Raw genomic sequence first — 17,390 nt, 5'->3', positions numbered from 1 at the left:
TTATTGCAATAACCTGAAGTTCGTTATATCATTTACTTGTGTTCTTGTTAAAGAACAAAATGGATATTGCATACTTCAAATAATATAAAACAACGGAGAGGGAGAGAGACGATGAAATTAATTTGGAAGGTAATTAGCAACGCAATCTCATTTGTTTTATTTGCATTGATGGTTTTTTTAGCTTTTGTAGTTATTTCTTCAAAAGCGAGTGGTGGTGATCCGACAGTTATGGGATATCAATTTAAGAGCGTTCTTTCAGGATCAATGGAGCCGACGTTTTTAACAGGATCAATCATTGCAATAGAACCAAACAAAGATGGTTCTAAATATCAAAAAGGTGATGTTATTACCTTTAAAGAGAAAGATCAAAAAATTATCACTCACCGTATTATCGGTGTGAAAGATACAAATGGAAAAGTAATGTATGAAACAAAAGGGGATAACAACAACGGACCAGATTTAGAGCCAGTACTTGCAGAAAATGTAGTTGGAAAGTATGCAGATATTACAGTTCCGTATGTTGGTTATTTACTGAATTATGCGAATTCAAAAGCGGGAGCAGCATTACTTCTTATTATTCCAGGAGTCTTTTTACTTGGTTATTCCGCGATTTCTATTTTTGGTGCTATTCGTAGCATTGACGGAGAAAAGAAAGATAAAAAAGTAGAACAATCCGTCTAGTTTGTTTGGTTATACTTTCCATTTAGGAAGTTAACAAATATATATTAAGGGGATATGGACATGACTTTAAAGAAAAAATTAGGAATGGGTATTACATCAGCAGTACTAGGAGCAGCGTTAGTTGGTGGAGGAACATTTGCATTTTTCAGTGATAAAGAAGTGTCAAACAATACATTTGCGGCTGGAACACTGGATTTAGCATTAAATCCATCAACAGTTGTTAACGTATCGAATTTAAAACCTGGGGATACAATTGAAAAAGAATTTAAACTAGAAAATAAAGGCTCTTTAGATATTAAAAAGGTTCTACTGAAAACAGATTATAATGTAGAAGATGTAAAGAAAGATAATAAAGATGATTTTGGTAAACATATTAAAGTAACATTCTTAAAAAATGTAGATAAGCATGAGACAATTGTGAAACAAACTACTTTAGATAAATTAAAAGGTGACACACTTACAGCTGTAGATAATGATTTATCGGCTTGGTTCTGGGATGAAAAAGGTATTTCAGCAGGTAAATCTGATAAATTCAAAGTGAAATTTGAGTTCGTTGATAATGGAAAAGATCAAAATCAATTCCAAGGCGATAAGTTACAATTAAATTGGACGTTTGATGCACAACAAACAGCAGGTGAAGAAAGATAATAAGAAAAAGGGCTATCACATGGATAGCCCTTTTTCTATTTTTCTAGTATTTGTCTATCAATTTTAATAGTTCTTTACTATAATATAGATAATGTTCTGTATAAAGAACGTAATGTTCGATGGGAGAGATTAAGATGCTGAAAAGACCGCGTAATTTTAAAAAGATGCTTATATTGCCGTGTATGTGTTCTATTACGTTTTATTTAGGATCTCAAATTATGACACATACAGAAGCGGCGTTCATTCATGAAACGAAAGTAGAAGCGACGCTTTCTACAGCAATTATATTTCCGAAAACAGTTAATACGTTAAAAGAGCAATCTGAGAAACATAAACAGTTTATTGAGCGTGAGTATGGAACGATGAAGGGGAAATCGAAAGCAACTTCTATTGAAGAAATAAAACAGGCGATTTCTGTATGGCAACATGGGCGTGAGAAAATTGTTGCTGAGAAGGAAGCCCTGCAAAATGTATATACTGAAATAGAAGCTCCTTACAATCAAATACAAGAAGAATTAAAGGTAAATAAAGATGAGTCGATGCAGCAAGTGTCCATATATGTAAATGAAGGCTTCCGCAGTATCAAAGAGAAGCGTGACTATATTGAGAAAGAAATTAGCTTGAAAGCTATTGATGAGCAAATTCAGGCTCTTCAGCAACAATTAAACGTTGCAATTGAAGCGGAAGGACAAAAGAAAGCGGAAGAACAAAAGAAAGCGGAAGAACAAAAGAAAGCGGAAGAACAAAAGAAAGTAGAAGAACAAAAGAAAGTAGAAGAACAAAAGAAAGTAGAAGAACAAAAGAAAGTAGAAGAACAAAAGAAAGTAGAAGAACAGAAGAAAGTAGAAGAACAGAAGAAAATAGAAGAACAGAAGAAAGCAGAGGAACAGAAGAAAATAGAAGAACAGAAGAAAGCAGAGGAACAGAAGAAAATAGAAGAACAGAAGAAAGCGGAGTAACAGCTTTAGTGAAACAGCTGGAAAACAAGAATGTGGTGCAAGAGATTATGAACGAATAAGCAAAGCTAGTAATATTTATACGAGTGTGAGGGAACGTTAGCCCTCACCTCTTTGTTTTTCTTTTTTCTTATAGTATTAAATGATTTGAGTGTGAAAAAAGTTATAAATTATCATTATTTTTTCTGAAAAGTCTAAATAATATTGAGAAATAAAAATAACTGAAAATATTAATAAATATGTGTTGTGTTTATATAGGGTTGTTCGTTATAATGAACATAAGGTTTTTAAAAAAGAACGCATATTAGCTAAGCTAATATAGTTTTCTTTACATCTCTTATTGAAAAATAAGTGATAAAAATATAAAAAAAGCTAGGGGGAATTGATTGTGAGTCTGAAAAAGAAATTAGGTATGGGAGTTGCATCAGCAGCATTGGGGTTAGCTTTAATTGGTGGAGGAACATTTGCATTCTTTAGCGATAAAGAAGTATCAAATAATACATTTGCAGCTGGGACGTTAGACCTTACATTAAACCCTAAGACGCTTGTAGATATTAAAGATTTAAAACCAGGGGATTCTGTTAAGAAAGAGTTCTTATTACAAAACAGCGGTTCGTTAACTATTAAAGACGTTAAATTAGCAACAAAGTATACTGTTAAAGATGCAAAAGGTGATAATGCTGGTGAAGACTTTGGTAAGCACGTTAAAGTAAAATTCCTTTGGAACTGGGATAAACAAAGTGAGCCTGTATACGAAACAACTTTAGCAGACTTACAAAAAGTTGATCCAGATCTTTTAGCTAAAGATATCTTTGCTCCTGAGTGGGGAGAAAAGGGTGGATTAGCAGCTGGTACAGAGGATTATCTATGGGTACAATTTGAATTTGTAGATGATGGAAAAGACCAAAATATCTTCCAAGGTGATACATTGAATTTAGAATGGACATTCAATGCTAACCAAGAAGCTGGGGAAGAAAAATAATAAAAAAAGCGGGTATTCCCGCTTTTTTTTATAAAGAAAAAGAAGTGCTGGTTGTAAGCACTTCTTTCTATTATTATTTTTGATTTTGCTTCCACTTTGTAAATTCAAGAAATTCACGAAATTGTTCTTTGGAGACACCAGAGTTCATTGCATCTTTAACGAGTTGTGTCCATTCGGAGTCTAGGTTAGTTTCCTTTGTTGTTTCATCATGAAGTAAAGTATCAACTGGAATTTGTAGAACTGCTGCGATCTTTTCAAGAAACTGAATGGAAGGGTTTTTTTGTAAATTTCGTTCTATAGAACTAATGTAAGATTTAGCAACGCCAGCTTTTTCGGCAAGTTCAGTTAATGAAATCCCTTTTTGTAAACGAAGGCGTTTTATACGTTCTCCAATCATATTTGCGCACCTTTCTATCAATATGTAGTTGTCTTATGATGTCATTATTATAACATAAACTTCGTTAAAAAGAACAAACCTATTGAGCCTGACTGGATGGCTTCATACGTTGGAAAAATTGCTCGATGTCTTGCATGGCGATACCAGCATCTAGAGCTTCAAGTATTAAATCAATCCATTCTTGATCCAGTGCGTCTGTCTTATCTTTGTACAAATGTAATTCCTCCCTAATTATCGGTCATAATTGCTGCTACAGAATACATGATAATGAAATCCGATTTTGTGTTTTATATAGTGAATTATCAAATATTGTGTAGATGAAACAAAGATAAAATCCCCATTAAACTCCCTCTATGGAAATTATAAATTGTTCGATAAAAACTTTCAATATTTTCAGAAAACATTGTTGAATTGTGATATATTCGTATGCTAACTATGAAATTTTTACAAATATATTAAAAACATTACATAATATGACTAAATATTGAAAAAATATTGAATTTTTAATAAAATTCAATTTGTAATACATATTATTTATTAGGGGAGGAAATAAGGGATGAACAAGAAACCGTTCAAAGTTTTGTCATCAATCGCATTGACAGCTGTATTAGGCCTTTCATTCGGAGCTGGCACTCAATCTGCATATGCTGAAACGCCTGTGAATAAAACAGCTACGAGCCCAGTTGATGATCATTTAATTCCGGAAGAACGTTTAGCAGATGCATTAAAAAAACGTGGGGTAATTGATTCGAAGGCTTCAGAGACAGAAACAAAGAAAGCAGTCGAAAAGTATGTAGAGAACAAAAAGGGTGAAAATCCTGGGAAAGAAGCAGCGAATGGGGACCAACTTACGAAAGATGCATCCGACTTTTTAAAGAAAGTGAAAGATGCGAAAGCAGAAACGAAAGAAAAATTAAATCAACCAGCAACAGGGACACCTGCAGCGACAGGCCCAGTTAAAGGTGGTCTAAACGGTAAAGTGCCAACTTCTCCGGCAAAGCAAAAAGAGTATAACGGCGAAGTTCGTAAAGATAAAGTACTCGTTTTACTTGTAGAGTACGCTGATTTCAAACATAACAATATTGATAAAGAACCTGGTTATATGTATTCGGAAGACTTTAATAAAGAACACTATGAAAAAATGTTATTCGGTGACGAGCCATTCACGTTAGATGATGGAAGTAAAATTGAAACGTTTAAACAATATTACGAAGAGCAATCTGGTGGTAGTTACACTGTAGATGGAACAGTTACAAAATGGTTGACAGTTCCTGGTAAGGCTGCTGATTACGGTGCAGATGCTGCTAGCGGCGGTCATGATAATAAAGGACCAAAAGGGCCACGTGATCTAGTAAAAGACGCATTAAAAGCAGCTGTAGATAGCGGTCTTGATTTATCACAGTTTGATCAATTCGATCAATATGATGTAAACGGTGATGGAAATAAAAATCAACCAGACGGTTTAATTGACCACTTAATGATTATTCATGCGGGTGTTGGACAAGAAGCTGGCGGTGGTAAATTAGGTGATGATGCAATTTGGTCACACCGCTGGACAGTTGGACCAAAACCATTCGCAATTGAAGGTACACAAGCGAAAGTTCCATATTGGGGCGGAAAGATGGCAGCATTCGACTACACAATTGAACCAGAAGATGGCGCAGTTGGTGTATTCGCACATGAATATGGTCATGATTTAGGTTTACCAGATGAGTATGATACACAATATAGCGGTCAAGGTGAGCCGATTGAAGCTTGGTCTATTATGAGTGGCGGAAGCTGGGCTGGTAAAATTGCTGGAACAACACCAACGAGTTTATCACCACAAAATAAAGAGTATTTCCAAAAAACAATCGGTGGTAATTGGGCAAATATCGTAGAAGTAGATTACGAGAAATTAAATAAAGGTATCGGTCTAGCAACATATTTAGACCAAAGTGTTACGAAATCTAACCGTCCAGGTATGATTCGTGTTAACTTACCAGACAAAGATATAAAAACAATTGAGCCGGCATTTGGAAAACAGTATTACTACAGTACAAAAGGTGATGATCTTCATACGAAGATGGAAACACCGCTGTTCGATTTAACGAATGCAACGACTGCGAAATTTGATTTCAAATCATTATATGAAATTGAAGCAGAGTACGATTTCCTTGAGGTACATGCTGTAACAGAAGACGGTCAACAAACGTTAATTGAAAGACTTGGTGAGAAAGCGAATAGCGGAAATGCAGCTTCGACAAATGGAAAATGGATTGACAAATCATATGATTTAAGCCAATTCAAAGGTAAGAAAGTAAAATTAACATTTGATTACATTACTGATGGCGGTTTAGCATTAAATGGATTCGCTCTTGATAATGCTTCATTAACAGTAGATGGGAAAGTAGTATTCTCTGATGACGCAGAAGGTACACCACAATTAAAATTAGACGGTTTCGTTGTATCTAACGGAACAGAGAAGAAAAAACATAACTATTATGTTGAGTGGAGAAACTATGCTGGTTCAGATAACGCGTTGAAATTTGCTCGCGGTCCTGAATATAACACTGGTATGGTTGTATGGTATGCAGATTCAGCTTACACAGATAACTGGGTTGGTGTACATCCAGGACACGGTTTCCTTGGTGTAGTTGATTCTCACCCAGAAGCAATTGTTGGTACTTTAAATGGTAAACCAACAGTTAAGAGTAGTACACGATTCCAAATCGCTGATGCAGCGTTCTCATTCGACAAAACGCCAGCTTGGAAAGTTGTATCTCCAACGCGTGGAACATTTACGTATGATGGCTTAGCAGGTGTACCAAAGTTTGATGATTCTAAAACGTATATTAATCAACAGATTCCAGATGCAGGACGTATTTTACCGAAGCTTGGTCTGAAGTTTGAAGTAGTAGGACAAGCTGATGATAATTCTGCAGGTGCTGTTCGTTTATATCGTTAATACAGTAAAACTACCGAGAGATTTTCTTTCGGTAGTTTTTTTTGAGCAATGAATTTTATATAGCTAAAAAAGTCATATATAATGTAACTTTAAGAATAGAAATTTATTATATATGAAGTCTATATAAATAATGAAAGAATTGGATAAAAATAGTGGGAGAAGGTGAGTGAATGAGTATTTCCTCTATTGTAAGTAGGCAAAAGGAATATTTTTTAAAAGGGCATACGAGAAGCATGAAAATGAGAAAGAATAATTTGAAGAAACTTTATGAAGGCATTCAGCGTTTTGAAGAAGAAATATTTCAGGCATTGAAATTAGATTTAAATAAGTCAGTTCACGAGTCGTTTACAACTGAAGTTGGGTATGTATTAAAAGAAATTTCTTTTCAATTGAAACATATGTCATCTTGGAGTAAACCGAAGCGAGTTCGAACAGCACTGACTCATTTTGGATCAAAAGGAAAAGTAGTGCCAGAACCGTATGGTGTTACGCTTATTATTGCACCGTGGAACTATCCGTTCCAATTAGCAATTGCACCACTTGTAGGAGCACTGGCAGCTGGAAATACAATCGTTTTAAAGCCGTCAGAGTTAACGCCAAGCGTTTCAAAAGTGCTTAAGAGAATGTTAGGTGAGTTATTCCCAGAAGAGCTTGTAGCGGTAGTAGAAGGTGGCGTTGAAGAGAGTACATCTTTGTTGAGGGAACCAATTGATTATATTTTCTTTACTGGTAGTGTTGGCGTTGGAAAAGTTGTAATGGAAGCAGCAGCGAAACAGTTGACGCCGCTTACGTTAGAACTTGGCGGGAAAAGTCCTTGTATTGTACATAAAGATGCAAAGATAGAGATGACAGCCAGACGAATTGTTTGGGGTAAGTTTTTAAATGCAGGGCAGACGTGTGTAGCGCCTGATTATATGTACGTGCATTCTTCTGTGAAAGAAAAGCTAATTGAGGCAATGCGACATGAAATTACAGAGCAGTATAGTAAAGAACCTTTGCAAAATGAAAATTACGTGCGTATTGTAAGTGAACGTCATTTTGAACGATTATGTCGATTTTTACAAGATGGTCAAGTCGTAATTGGTGGAAACTATAAGAAAGATACATTACATATTGAACCGACAGTACTAGCGGATATTACATGGCAAGATGCTGTTATGGAAGATGAAATTTTCGGTCCGATTTTACCAATCATAGAGTACGACAACATAGAAGATGTAATTGGCACAATTCAGCAACATCCGAAGCCGTTAGCGTTATATGTATTTTCTGAAGATAAAGAAGTACAAAAGAAAGTGACGAGTAATATTTCATATGGTGGAGGCTGTATTAATGATGTTGTCTATCATCTTGCCACGCCATATTTACCTTTTGGGGGTGTTGGAAGTAGTGGATTAGGGGGTTATCATGGGAAAGAAAGTTTTCGGACTTTTTCACATTATAAAAGCATTTTAGCCCAATCTACAGCATTCGACATGAAAATTCGTTACTCTTCTACAAAAAGTGCTTTAAAATTCATACGAAAGTTGTTAAAATGATGATGGTGTTTATCAGTAGGCGCAGCCGTATGATAATAGCCCCTTCGCAATGGAAGGGGTTTTTCTGTTCGACGTTATGTATCATGCGAAAATGAATCAAACATACTACATAAAGAATAGAAACGAACGCTTGCTAAATAACCATTTTTGTTTGGATCGAAACAAAAAATAGTCTATAGAACATAAATATTTATTCATGAATATAAAAATTAAAAATTTAAGGTAGATAGGACGGGAAAATGAAAAAGATTATTAAAGTTGAAGCAGTTGAAAAACATTTTGGAAATCAAGTGATTATCCCACCTCTTTCTTTAGATATTAAAGAGGGAGAGTTTTTAACAATTTTAGGGCCGAGTGGCTGCGGGAAAACGACTTTACTTCGTATGATCGCAGGATTTGAAACTCCAACTAAAGGGAATCTTTTATTAGATGATGAAAGAATTAACGATTTGCCGCCATATAAGCGTCATATGAACCTAGTGTTCCAACATTACGCACTATTCCCACATATGACAGTGGAGAAGAATATTTGTTTTGGTATGAAAATGCAGAAAGTATCAGCAGCAGAGCAGAAAGAGCGTGCTGAAGAGGCAATGCGTTTAACGCAGTTACTTGAGTTCCGTAATCGTAAACCTGCGAAGCTTTCTGGTGGACAACAGCAGCGTGTTGCAATTGCAAGAGCAATTGTAAATAATCCGCGTGTATTACTATTAGATGAGCCACTTGGAGCGCTTGACTTTAAGTTACGAAAAGACTTGCAACGTGAATTGAAAAACTTACAACGTAATTTAGGAATTACGTTCATATACGTAACGCATGATCAAGAAGAAGCAATGAGCATGAGCGATCGTATCGTGGTTATGAATAAAGGACATATCGAACAAATCGGAACGCCGAAAGAAATTTATAATAAGCCGAAAACATTGTTCGTTGCGACATTCATCGGTGAAAATAATATTGTGAAAAACGGGGAAGGCTATGTAGCAATTCGCCCTGAAAATGTAAAAGTACGTTCGGTTGAAGAACCAATTTTAAAAGAATACCATCTTGGACATATTGAAGATATAGAGTTTGTCGGAAATATGGAGAAGCTTTATGTACGTGATGAGAAAACATCAGAATTACTAATGGCATATCAAACTGCTGAAGAGGCAGCGCAGTGGAGCATTGGAGATAATGTATATGTAGGCTGGGAGCAAGAGGACGAGGTGACCTTAAATTGAAAAAAGGGAAATTACTCGCACTACCTACAGTCGCGTGGCTATTAATTTTCTTCCTAATCCCGCTCGTATTCGTATTAGGATTCGCCTTCATGCAGCGCGGAGCTTACGGGACAGTAGAAATGCAATTTACGTTAGAGAATATATCCCGTGTGTTTGATCCATTGTACTTAGGGACGTTATGGGAAACTGTTAAAATCGCAGTTATTACTACAGTAATATGTTTATTAATTGGTTATCCATTTGCGTATACAATTACAATTGTTGACCGCAAATATCGTTCTATTCTTTTATTATTGGCAACGATCCCGTTTTGGATTAACTTTCTTGTTCGTTCATACGCATGGATTGTTATTTTACGTTCACAAGGCCTTGTGAATACGTTGTTATTAAAGCTTGGTATTATTAGTGAACCGTTAAATTTATTATATAATACTCCTTCTGTAATACTCGGAATGGTCTATTCTTTATTACCTTTTATGATCTTACCAGTGTATGCAGCAATCGAGCAGCTAGATAAGCGTAAGCTAGAAGCGGCTTATGATTTAGGAGCAACACCAATAAAGGCATTTTGGAATATAACAGTGCCGATGACAATGTCAGGAATTGCGACTGGTTCTATTTTAGTATTCGTTTCTTCTATCGGAATGTTTGTTGTATCAGACGTGATGGGCGGATCGAAAGTAGCATTAATCGGAAACGTTATTCAAAACCAATTCTTAGGTGCACGTGACTGGCCGTTTGGATCTGCGTTATCGATTATCGTTGTTCTATTCTCTGTTCTGTTAATTTACTTATATTATCGTGCAACGAAAGTATATAAATATAATGAGAACGGAGGGGAATAGGCAAAGATGAAGAAGTTTTTAGTTTCTTATTCTTGGTTAATTTTGTTATTCTTGTATTTTCCAATGATGGTTTTAATGGTCTATTCTTTCAACGACTCTCGCATTAATGCGGAGTGGGAAGGTTTTACATTCCATTGGTATACAGATTTATTTCAAAAACAAGATGTTATTGATGCATTTGTAAATAGTATTACGATTGCAGTTATAACAACGATTGTGACAACGATACTTGGTGTATTCTTTGCGATTGCTTTACATCGTTATAAATATCGTTTCGAAGGGGCTATTAATGGCCTTGTATATTTACCAATTTTAATTCCTGATATTTTAATGGGATTATCTTTACTAATTCTTTTCAGTCAGTTAGGAATGGAACTTGGACAAACAACGATTATTATTGCACATATTACATTTAGTATTTCGTTTGTTGTTGTTATTTTAGCTGCGCGTCTTTCAAGTATGGGACGTGACTTAGAAGAAGCTGCAAATGATTTAGGAGCAACGCCTTGGCAAACGTTTCGTTATGTAACGTTCCCAGCAATTGCACCGGGAGTTATTTCGGCAGCATTATTAACATTCACATTATCAATTGATGATTTTGTAATTAGTTTCTTCGTATCAGGACCAGGATCAACAACATTGCCATTATACATTTACAGTATGGTTAAGCGCGGAGTATCACCAGAAATTAATGCTCTTTCTACAATTTTAATTGTTGCTATCGTAGGATTAATGGTTCTATCTGAAATCTTCCGTAACAAAGGTGCAGATGGTGAAGAAAACTCTGGAGGACACCTTCCTTTATAATACGAACGATATAGAAAGTACGAGGGGGTAATAAACCGATGAAATTAATGAAAAGAATAGCTGGCGCAGCAATTAGCTTTAGCCTTGTTGTTGGTGTACTTGCTGGTTGTGGTGAAAAGAAAGAAGAATTAAATATTTATAGCTGGGCTGACAATTTTGATGAGCAAGTGCTAAGAGATTTTGAAAAGAAATATAATGTGAAAATTAACTATGATAAGTACGCAAGTAACGAAGAAATGCTTGCGAAATTACAAGCTGGTGGCGCAAAGTATGATTTAATTCAGCCATCTGATTACATGGTTAAAACAATGGCAAAAATGGATTTATTAGCGCCGTTAGATAAAAAGAATATCCCAAATATCGAAAACATGGTTTCCAATTTCAAAACACCGGCGTTTGATCCAGAGAATAAATATTCTTTAGTTTACACTTGGGGTGTAACAGGGATTGCATACAATAAAAAGTATGTGAAAGAAGCACCTACAAGCTGGGCTGACTTATGGAATGAGAAATATAAAGGACATGTAACGTTACTAAACGATTCTCGTGAAGTATTAGGAATGGGTCTTAAGAAGCACGGTTTCTCAAACAGTACGAAAGAAGATGCAGAGTTAAAGACAGCAGCAGATGATTTAAAGAAGCTGCTTCCAAACTTATTAGCATTTGATACAGACAACATTAAACAAAAATTCATTACAGAAGATGCTTGGATCGGAACAGTTTGGTCTGGAGATGCAGCATTTATCGCAAAAGATAATAAAGATGTAGAATACGTTGTACCAAAAGAAGGCGGCACGATTTGGGCTGATACGTTAGCAATTCCAAAAGGTGCAAAACATAAAGAGCTTGCTGAGAAATTTATGAACTACTTACTAGATGAAAAAGTAAGTGTGAAAAACTACGAGTCCATTGGTTACAGTAATCCAAATGAAAAAGCTCATCCTCTTCATAGTAAAGAATACCGTGATAATCACATGATTTTCTTAACGAAAGAAGAGTTAGATCGTACAGAATGGCTTGTTGATGTAGATGATAAGTTAAAAGACTATGATCGTTACTGGACAGAGCTAAAAACAAAAGGTAAATAAGTAAGGAAATGCGGTTTCTAAAGTAGAAATCGCATTTTTTCATAGTAGGAGGAAATCGTTTGAAGAAGTTACATCAATATGAGGTAATGTGTATTGCTTTATTATTTGCTGTATTTGGTATTGTTGCTTGGCGCGTACATGCAGGTGGCGTTACCGTGATGGATACATATGTCCGTGGATTAGTAAAAGGGCTACAAACGGAGAGTTCCCTTACATTTTTCTCGTACTTTACAAAATTGGGATCAGCAATTGGGATAGTCGCTACGCTCGTTATAAGTTTGCTTGTTTTTTGGAAGAAGCGTTATTATGCTACGATGATTGTATATCCAATGGGAATTTTAATAACACATCTTGTGAATAAAGGGATAAAAGAGATTGTAAAGAGAGAACGTCCGTCATTAAATGAAGCGCTAGATGCACTTGGATATAGTTTTCCTAGTGGACATGCGATGCTATCAATTATGACATTTGGATTTCTTGCTTATATCATTGCTGCTAATTTGAAAAGCGTAGCTGGGAAATGTGTCACAACGATTTTGATGGGTATAGTAATTCTATCGATTGGATTAAGTAGAGTCATTTTAAATGTACATTACCCAACTGATATTTTAGCTGGTTACTGCGTAGGTGGTATTTTGTTAATTATCGCGATTTACTATCATCGTTTACTTACTGAGAGATTGGGGCTTAATAAAGAGAGATAGAAAAAACGCCTGGAAAAACTATCATTATAGTGTTCCTAGGCGTTTTTTGTTTGTATAAAGATATGATACAGTATAAGTGACAATTGAATTATTTAAAGTAGGTGAAAATGTGTGAAGACAAATGTTCATAAAGTTGATAAGTGGGGGAAGTTAGGAGCTTTTTTGTATCAATTTCGTTATACAGTAATTGTAGCGTTACTGTTGCTGGCAATCGCACTTGGGATTTTTGCTCCAAAGCTACCGGGAGTATTAGGTGGTGACGGTTTCCAAACGGAAGGCGACTATCAAAAAACAAAAGAAATTTTAGATAAAGATTTTAAGAGGTCTCAAGATACGCTTCTGCTCGTTTTTGAGAAAAATAAAGATGCTTCGCATGAGGAATTTAAAAAACGAATAGATGAAATTGTAAGGAATGTTCAAGAGAAAGAGAACTATGAATCTTTCCATCACCCAATCCAAAATAAAGAAATGCTACAAGGTGATATCGGTTATGCGACAATTTTATTTTCTGGGAAAACAAATAAAGAAAGAATGGAAAAGACATTACAATTTGCTGATGAGATTGAGAAAGAAAGTAATGTAGCATTAAAAGTAACACCTACAGGATTTCCGAAAATTAATCAAGAGATTAATGAAAGAACGCAAAATGATTTAAAAGTAGCAGAAATGATTGGATTACCAATTGCGTTTCTTGTATTATTATTTTCGTTTGGTAGCCTTTTGGCATCAATTTTACCGATTTTGAATGGGGCGCTTAGTGTTATTAGCACGATGGGTATATTGTATTTTATCGGTGTGGATAAAGAACTTTCTATTTTCGTGTTAAACGTTGCACCGATGATTGGACTTGCACTATCTATTGATTTTGCGCTATTATTTGTGAACCGTTTTCGAGAGGAAGTTGCTAAACGAACGGTAAAAGAAGCGATAGCAATTACATACCAGACGGCAGGACGTGCAATTGTATTTTCAGGATTATGCGTATTTGTTGGGTTGTCAGGTTTGTTTTTCTTTAAGATAGATTATATTCAATCTGTCGCGATTAGCGGAATGATTGTTGTGATTATGAGTATTTTATTCTCACTCACACTTCTTCCAGCGCTATTATCGTTAATAGGTAAAAGAATATTAAAAAAGAATCAAGTAGCACATACGCCGGCAAAAGCATGGCGTAAATTTGCACAATTTGTAATGAAACATCCAATCGCAATGATTATTGTTGTTACAACATTTATTGTTATTTGCTTATTGCCGTTACGTACAGCTAATTTGCAGTTCCCTGGTGTTGAAGCTTTACCTGAAAAGAGTGATACAAGGATTGCATATGAAAAGTATGAAGAAGCATTTAATGAAACTGTCAAAACACACGCTGATGTTACGTTAGTTGTAGAGACGAAAGAAGATATGAAAGAAAAAGAAAGTCTACAAAAGATAGAAGAAGTCGTTCAAAAGTTAAAAGATGATAAGAAAGTACATGAAGTAAGAAGTTTATACGACGGGTTAACTGGAATGAAAGCAAATCAAGTTGTTGGAATATTGCAGTCGCCAGAGTCAGCGAAACTAACTCCTGTATTTGAAGCATACACGAAAGGGAATAAGACGACGATAGAAGTCTTTTTGAAAACAAAACCACGTACAGAGACTGCAAAACAGTGGGTGCGTGACTTTAAAAAGAACTATAAAGAAACGGATGTTACGTATTATCTAGGCGGAATGACGACGTTTCAACAAGAATTAGAAGATGAAATTAAAGATAAAGTTGTAATTGGTATGTCTGTTATATTTGGATCGACCTTTGTTATATTATTATTTGCATTCCGATCTATACTCATTCCAATTAAGGCAATTATTATGAATATACTTAGTTTAAGTGCAACCATTGGAATTGTTGTTTGGTTATTTGAAGGTGGTCATTTCGGTTTAGAAGCGAGTCCGGTTCTGTTTGTCTTACCAATCTTCATTTTTGGCCTCGTATTTGGGCTTAGTATGGATTATGAAGTATTTCTTATTTCACGCATTCATGAGCTCTATGAAGAAACAGGAGATAACGATCAAGCAACGTTAGAAGGGCTCGTTTCAACAAGTAGAATCATTACATCAGCTGCTTTAATAATGATTGTTGTAACTGGTGCATTCGCATTTACTGATATTTTACCAGTAAAGCAGATGGGGCTTGGCGTTGCATTAGCAATATTTCTTGATGCAACAATTATTCGTCTTATGCTCGTACCAAGCTTAATGAAGTTATTTGGAGACTGGAACTGGTGGTTGCCATTTCGAAAAAAACGAGAAAAATCATCATAAAAAAATGCTCATCATATTGATGAGCATTTTTTTATGAATAGCAAGACCTACATTTTGCAAATAGTATGTGATAAGAACATTACATACAAGTAGGTGAAGGCAATGTTTCGTTATTTTAAGTTTAAGTTAAATGATACAGTACAGTTTGCAGAAAACGATGGGCATATGTATCGCATTGTCGGTTATCGGTTAGAAAAGGGATTTTATCCAAAAGATGAATGGACTCATATCATTTATGAACTACTTAGAGAATTTGACGGGTATACGATGGATGCAGAGGAGGAAGAACTTGTAAAGGTCGTTCAAGTAGAGGATGAGTATTACAAAATACAAGAAGTATCAGGTTATCGTTATCCAGTAAAAATGAAACAAAAACAACAAGTGATGAAAATAGAAAGGATGGACGATTTATTAGATGCTTACAATGATTATAAAAGGTTGGCAGATTTCTTTAAAGATTTATCGTATGAACAAAAAGCTGAAGAAGTATTGTTAGAAATGAAAAGGCTTAGAGCTTGAGGGGCAGTCTATTATAAGACTGTCCTCTATTTTTGACGGTGCATCAAAGTGTGTTTTCCGTTACAATGAGAGAATCAATAGAAATAAGGTGATAAACAGTATGGAAACAAAGAAAAAGGGCGAATGGTGTGAAATTACCGTTCCAGCTAAATGGAATGGTATAAGTATTGAATCAGTATTAAAAGTAGAATGGGAAATACCGAAAAAGCTATTACATCAGCTTCGTATGGAAAAAGGTGTTACGGTTAACGGGGAACAAAGAAGATGGAATGAGCTTTTAAAAGAGAACGATAAGTTACAAGTTCATATGTTTGCGGAGGAAGAGTACGGTGTAAATCCAGAATATGGTGAATTACATGTAGTATACGAAGATGATCACGTACTCATCGTAAATAAACCAGAGCAAATGGACACACATCCTGCTGAAAAAGGTGGAAACGGGACACTTGCAAATCTTGTTGCTTTTCATTTTCAAATGCAAGGTTTAGAGACGAAGGTTCGTCATATTCATCGTTTAGATAAAGATACGACAGGTGGTGTCGTGTTTGCTAAGCATAGAATTGCTGGTGCAATTATGGATCGTTTATTAATGGAACGAAAAATTAAAAGAACGTACGCAGCGCTCGTTGAAGGGAAAGTAAATAAGAAACAAGGAACGATTGATGCTGCTATCGGAAGGGATCGCCATCATGCTACAAGGCGTCGTATTTCTCCAAAAGGTGACCAAGCTATCACATATTATAAAGTAGAAAAGTATTTTAAGAAGCAAAACACGACTTTCGTAACGTTACAATTAGAAACGGGTAGAACGCATCAAATTCGTGTTCATATGAGCCATAATGGTAATCCACTAGTTGGGGATGTATTATATGGTGGACAAACAAAATATATGTCCAGTCAAGCATTACATGCGATGAAGATAAATTTCTTGCATCCAATTACGAAAGAAGCAATTGAAGTTGATGTGCCGTTTCCTACAAAATTAAATAATAAAATAAAAGAATTTCAAAAAGAAAATGCGTAAAGTATAAGTTTTAATTTGAAAAAAGTAGATTTTTGCAGGGATTTCTCTAAAAGAAGCGAAGCCGTTAAGAGAAAAGAGAGGTGAGAATTACTTGATCAAATATAAGTATGTACTTGGAATATTTTTCGCTTGTCTTTTAGTTACTCTATGTCTTTACCCCTATTTACCAAATCGTATGGCAGTACATTGGAATGTAAATGGTGAGCCAAACGAGTTTATGAGTAAACAAGTTGTTGTAGCATTTATTCCTTGTTTTATTATTTTTTCATATGGATTTTTGTATATTATTTCACATAATATATTTAAGTTTAATGAAAGAGAGCATTGTATTATAGGCGGATTTATAAAGAAAATTACATTATTTATGTTGTTTATTCATATGCTTATTCTCTTGATTAATTTTGGAGATTTTATATTCTTTCAAACAGGATTAACGATTGGGATTAGCATGTTTCTTTTTATGCTGAGTAAAGAATTTAAGAAAATAAAAGGCAAAGAAAAAGATCCAATTAAATTACAAAAAATTCGTTTAGTAAGTAGACGGATTTTTCAAGTGATGGCATGTGGCATATTGTTTTCATTGTTTTTGAACTTAGAGTGGGGATTTTATATATTGCTTAGTGTAATAAGCTGTGGATCTATGTTGTTTATGTTCTATATTTTCTATTCATACATAATAGAAAGCTATGAAACTTGAAAAAGAGTCTTCTCATTATGAGAAGACTCT

At 35.0% G+C, this 17,390-nt stretch carries 17 protein-coding genes; 15 read left to right on the top strand and 2 right to left on the bottom strand.

Going from position 1 to position 17,390, the window contains the following annotated elements; all coding sequences use genetic code 11:
• Positions 1-111: 111 nt before the first annotated feature.
• From C4S65_RS05710 to calY, 4 genes are all read left to right on the top strand, one after another.
• Positions 112-681, top strand: coding sequence for a signal peptidase I (locus tag C4S65_RS05710; protein ID WP_000767802.1), 570 nt, complete (start codon positions 112-114; stop codon positions 679-681).
• A gap of 60 nt (positions 682-741) precedes the next feature.
• On the top strand, positions 742-1,329 hold the full coding sequence (locus tag C4S65_RS05705) for a CalY family protein (RefSeq protein WP_000172852.1): 588 nt from the start codon (positions 742-744) through the stop codon (positions 1,327-1,329).
• A gap of 134 nt (positions 1,330-1,463) precedes the next feature.
• Positions 1,464-2,288 carry a DUF4047 domain-containing protein gene (locus C4S65_RS05700; protein ID WP_142391525.1) on the top strand — a complete coding sequence of 275 codons (825 nt, stop codon included), beginning with the start codon at positions 1,464-1,466 and terminating at the stop codon, positions 2,286-2,288.
• A gap of 385 nt (positions 2,289-2,673) precedes the next feature.
• Positions 2,674-3,267, top strand: a complete 594-nt coding sequence (calY, locus tag C4S65_RS05695) for a biofilm matrix protein CalY (protein ID WP_000053713.1) — start codon at positions 2,674-2,676, stop codon at positions 3,265-3,267.
• A gap of 73 nt (positions 3,268-3,340) precedes the next feature.
• On the opposite strand, the gene C4S65_RS05690 is transcribed toward calY, so the two are convergent.
• Positions 3,341-3,664, bottom strand: a complete 324-nt coding sequence (locus C4S65_RS05690; protein ID WP_000578885.1) for a helix-turn-helix domain-containing protein — start codon at positions 3,662-3,664, stop codon at positions 3,341-3,343.
• A gap of 79 nt (positions 3,665-3,743) precedes the next feature.
• Positions 3,744-3,878 (bottom strand): anti-repressor SinI family protein, encoded by a 135-nt coding sequence (locus C4S65_RS05685; RefSeq protein ID WP_000276219.1) that lies wholly within the window; start codon positions 3,876-3,878, stop codon positions 3,744-3,746.
• Between the two features lie 342 nt (positions 3,879-4,220).
• Between C4S65_RS05685 and inhA1 the strand changes: the two genes are divergently transcribed.
• The 11 genes from inhA1 (at position 4,221) to C4S65_RS05630 (ending at position 17,360) form a co-directional block, all read left to right on the top strand.
• The gene (gene inhA1, locus C4S65_RS05680) at positions 4,221-6,611 is read left to right on the top strand and encodes a M6 family metalloprotease immune inhibitor InhA1 (RefSeq protein WP_061668019.1); all 2,391 of its coding nucleotides are present in this window, start codon (positions 4,221-4,223) and stop codon (positions 6,609-6,611) included.
• A 170-nt stretch (positions 6,612-6,781) separates the two neighbouring features.
• The gene (locus C4S65_RS05675; protein ID WP_000028387.1) at positions 6,782-8,149 is read left to right on the top strand and encodes an aldehyde dehydrogenase; all 1,368 of its coding nucleotides are present in this window, start codon (positions 6,782-6,784) and stop codon (positions 8,147-8,149) included.
• Positions 8,150-8,388: 239 nt separating this feature from the next.
• Positions 8,389-9,372, top strand: coding sequence for a spermidine/putrescine ABC transporter ATP-binding protein PotA (potA, locus tag C4S65_RS05670; RefSeq protein ID WP_000720333.1), 984 nt, complete (start codon positions 8,389-8,391; stop codon positions 9,370-9,372).
• Positions 9,369-10,217, top strand: coding sequence for a spermidine/putrescine ABC transporter permease PotB (potB, locus tag C4S65_RS05665; RefSeq protein WP_000715500.1), 849 nt, complete (start codon positions 9,369-9,371; stop codon positions 10,215-10,217). Before potA ends, potB begins: the two co-directional genes overlap by 4 nt.
• A gap of 6 nt (positions 10,218-10,223) precedes the next feature.
• Entirely contained in the window at positions 10,224-11,024 is an 801-nt protein-coding gene (gene potC, locus C4S65_RS05660; protein WP_000714189.1) for a spermidine/putrescine ABC transporter permease PotC, read from the top strand.
• 38 nt (positions 11,025-11,062) lie between these two features.
• Entirely contained in the window at positions 11,063-12,112 is a 1,050-nt protein-coding gene (potD, locus tag C4S65_RS05655; protein WP_000772492.1) for a spermidine/putrescine ABC transporter substrate-binding protein PotD, read from the top strand.
• Positions 12,113-12,198: 86 nt separating this feature from the next.
• The gene (locus C4S65_RS05650) at positions 12,199-12,816 is read left to right on the top strand and encodes a phosphatase PAP2 family protein (protein ID WP_003306560.1); all 618 of its coding nucleotides are present in this window, start codon (positions 12,199-12,201) and stop codon (positions 12,814-12,816) included.
• A gap of 111 nt (positions 12,817-12,927) precedes the next feature.
• Positions 12,928-15,120, top strand: coding sequence for an MMPL family transporter (locus C4S65_RS05645; protein ID WP_097888301.1), 2,193 nt, complete (start codon positions 12,928-12,930; stop codon positions 15,118-15,120).
• A 102-nt stretch (positions 15,121-15,222) separates the two neighbouring features.
• Positions 15,223-15,639 (top strand): hypothetical protein, encoded by a 417-nt coding sequence (locus C4S65_RS05640; protein ID WP_000490302.1) that lies wholly within the window; start codon positions 15,223-15,225, stop codon positions 15,637-15,639.
• A gap of 100 nt (positions 15,640-15,739) precedes the next feature.
• Complete coding sequence (locus tag C4S65_RS05635) at positions 15,740-16,663, top strand: RluA family pseudouridine synthase (RefSeq protein WP_000448354.1); 924 nt, start codon at positions 15,740-15,742, stop codon at positions 16,661-16,663.
• A gap of 91 nt (positions 16,664-16,754) precedes the next feature.
• Positions 16,755-17,360 (top strand): DUF1648 domain-containing protein, encoded by a 606-nt coding sequence (locus tag C4S65_RS05630; RefSeq protein ID WP_000599007.1) that lies wholly within the window; start codon positions 16,755-16,757, stop codon positions 17,358-17,360.
• Positions 17,361-17,390 lie beyond the last annotated feature (30 nt).

Source organism: Bacillus sp. ok061 (assembly GCF_900108285.1).
GTDB lineage: Bacteria > Bacillota > Bacilli > Bacillales > Bacillaceae_G > Bacillus_A > Bacillus_A thuringiensis_S.
Note: the sequence above shows the minus strand (reverse complement) of the source record. Positions and strands in the feature narration are given on the sequence as shown.

Excerpts from the sequence above, each read along its gene's own strand:
- C4S65_RS05640 (WP_000490302.1), top strand. The coding sequence starts at position 15,223 with ATGTTTCGTTATTTTAAGTTTAAGTTAAATGATACAGTACAGTTTGCA.
- potA (WP_000720333.1), top strand. The coding sequence starts at position 8,389 with ATGAAAAAGATTATTAAAGTTGAAGCAGTTGAAAAACATTTTGGAAAT.
- inhA1 (WP_061668019.1), top strand. The coding sequence starts at position 4,221 with ATGAACAAGAAACCGTTCAAAGTTTTGTCATCAATCGCATTGACAGCT.
- C4S65_RS05700 (WP_142391525.1), top strand. The coding sequence starts at position 1,464 with ATGCTGAAAAGACCGCGTAATTTTAAAAAGATGCTTATATTGCCGTGT.
- C4S65_RS05675 (WP_000028387.1), top strand. The coding sequence starts at position 6,782 with ATGAGTATTTCCTCTATTGTAAGTAGGCAAAAGGAATATTTTTTAAAA.
- potD (WP_000772492.1), top strand. The coding sequence starts at position 11,063 with ATGAAATTAATGAAAAGAATAGCTGGCGCAGCAATTAGCTTTAGCCTT.
- C4S65_RS05635 (WP_000448354.1), top strand. The coding sequence starts at position 15,740 with ATGGAAACAAAGAAAAAGGGCGAATGGTGTGAAATTACCGTTCCAGCT.
- C4S65_RS05705 (WP_000172852.1), top strand. The coding sequence starts at position 742 with ATGACTTTAAAGAAAAAATTAGGAATGGGTATTACATCAGCAGTACTA.
- C4S65_RS05690 (WP_000578885.1), bottom strand. The coding sequence starts at position 3,664 with ATGATTGGAGAACGTATAAAACGCCTTCGTTTACAAAAAGGGATTTCA.
- potC (WP_000714189.1), top strand. The coding sequence starts at position 10,224 with ATGAAGAAGTTTTTAGTTTCTTATTCTTGGTTAATTTTGTTATTCTTG.
- C4S65_RS05710 (WP_000767802.1), top strand. The coding sequence starts at position 112 with ATGAAATTAATTTGGAAGGTAATTAGCAACGCAATCTCATTTGTTTTA.
- C4S65_RS05650 (WP_003306560.1), top strand. The coding sequence starts at position 12,199 with ATGTGTATTGCTTTATTATTTGCTGTATTTGGTATTGTTGCTTGGCGC.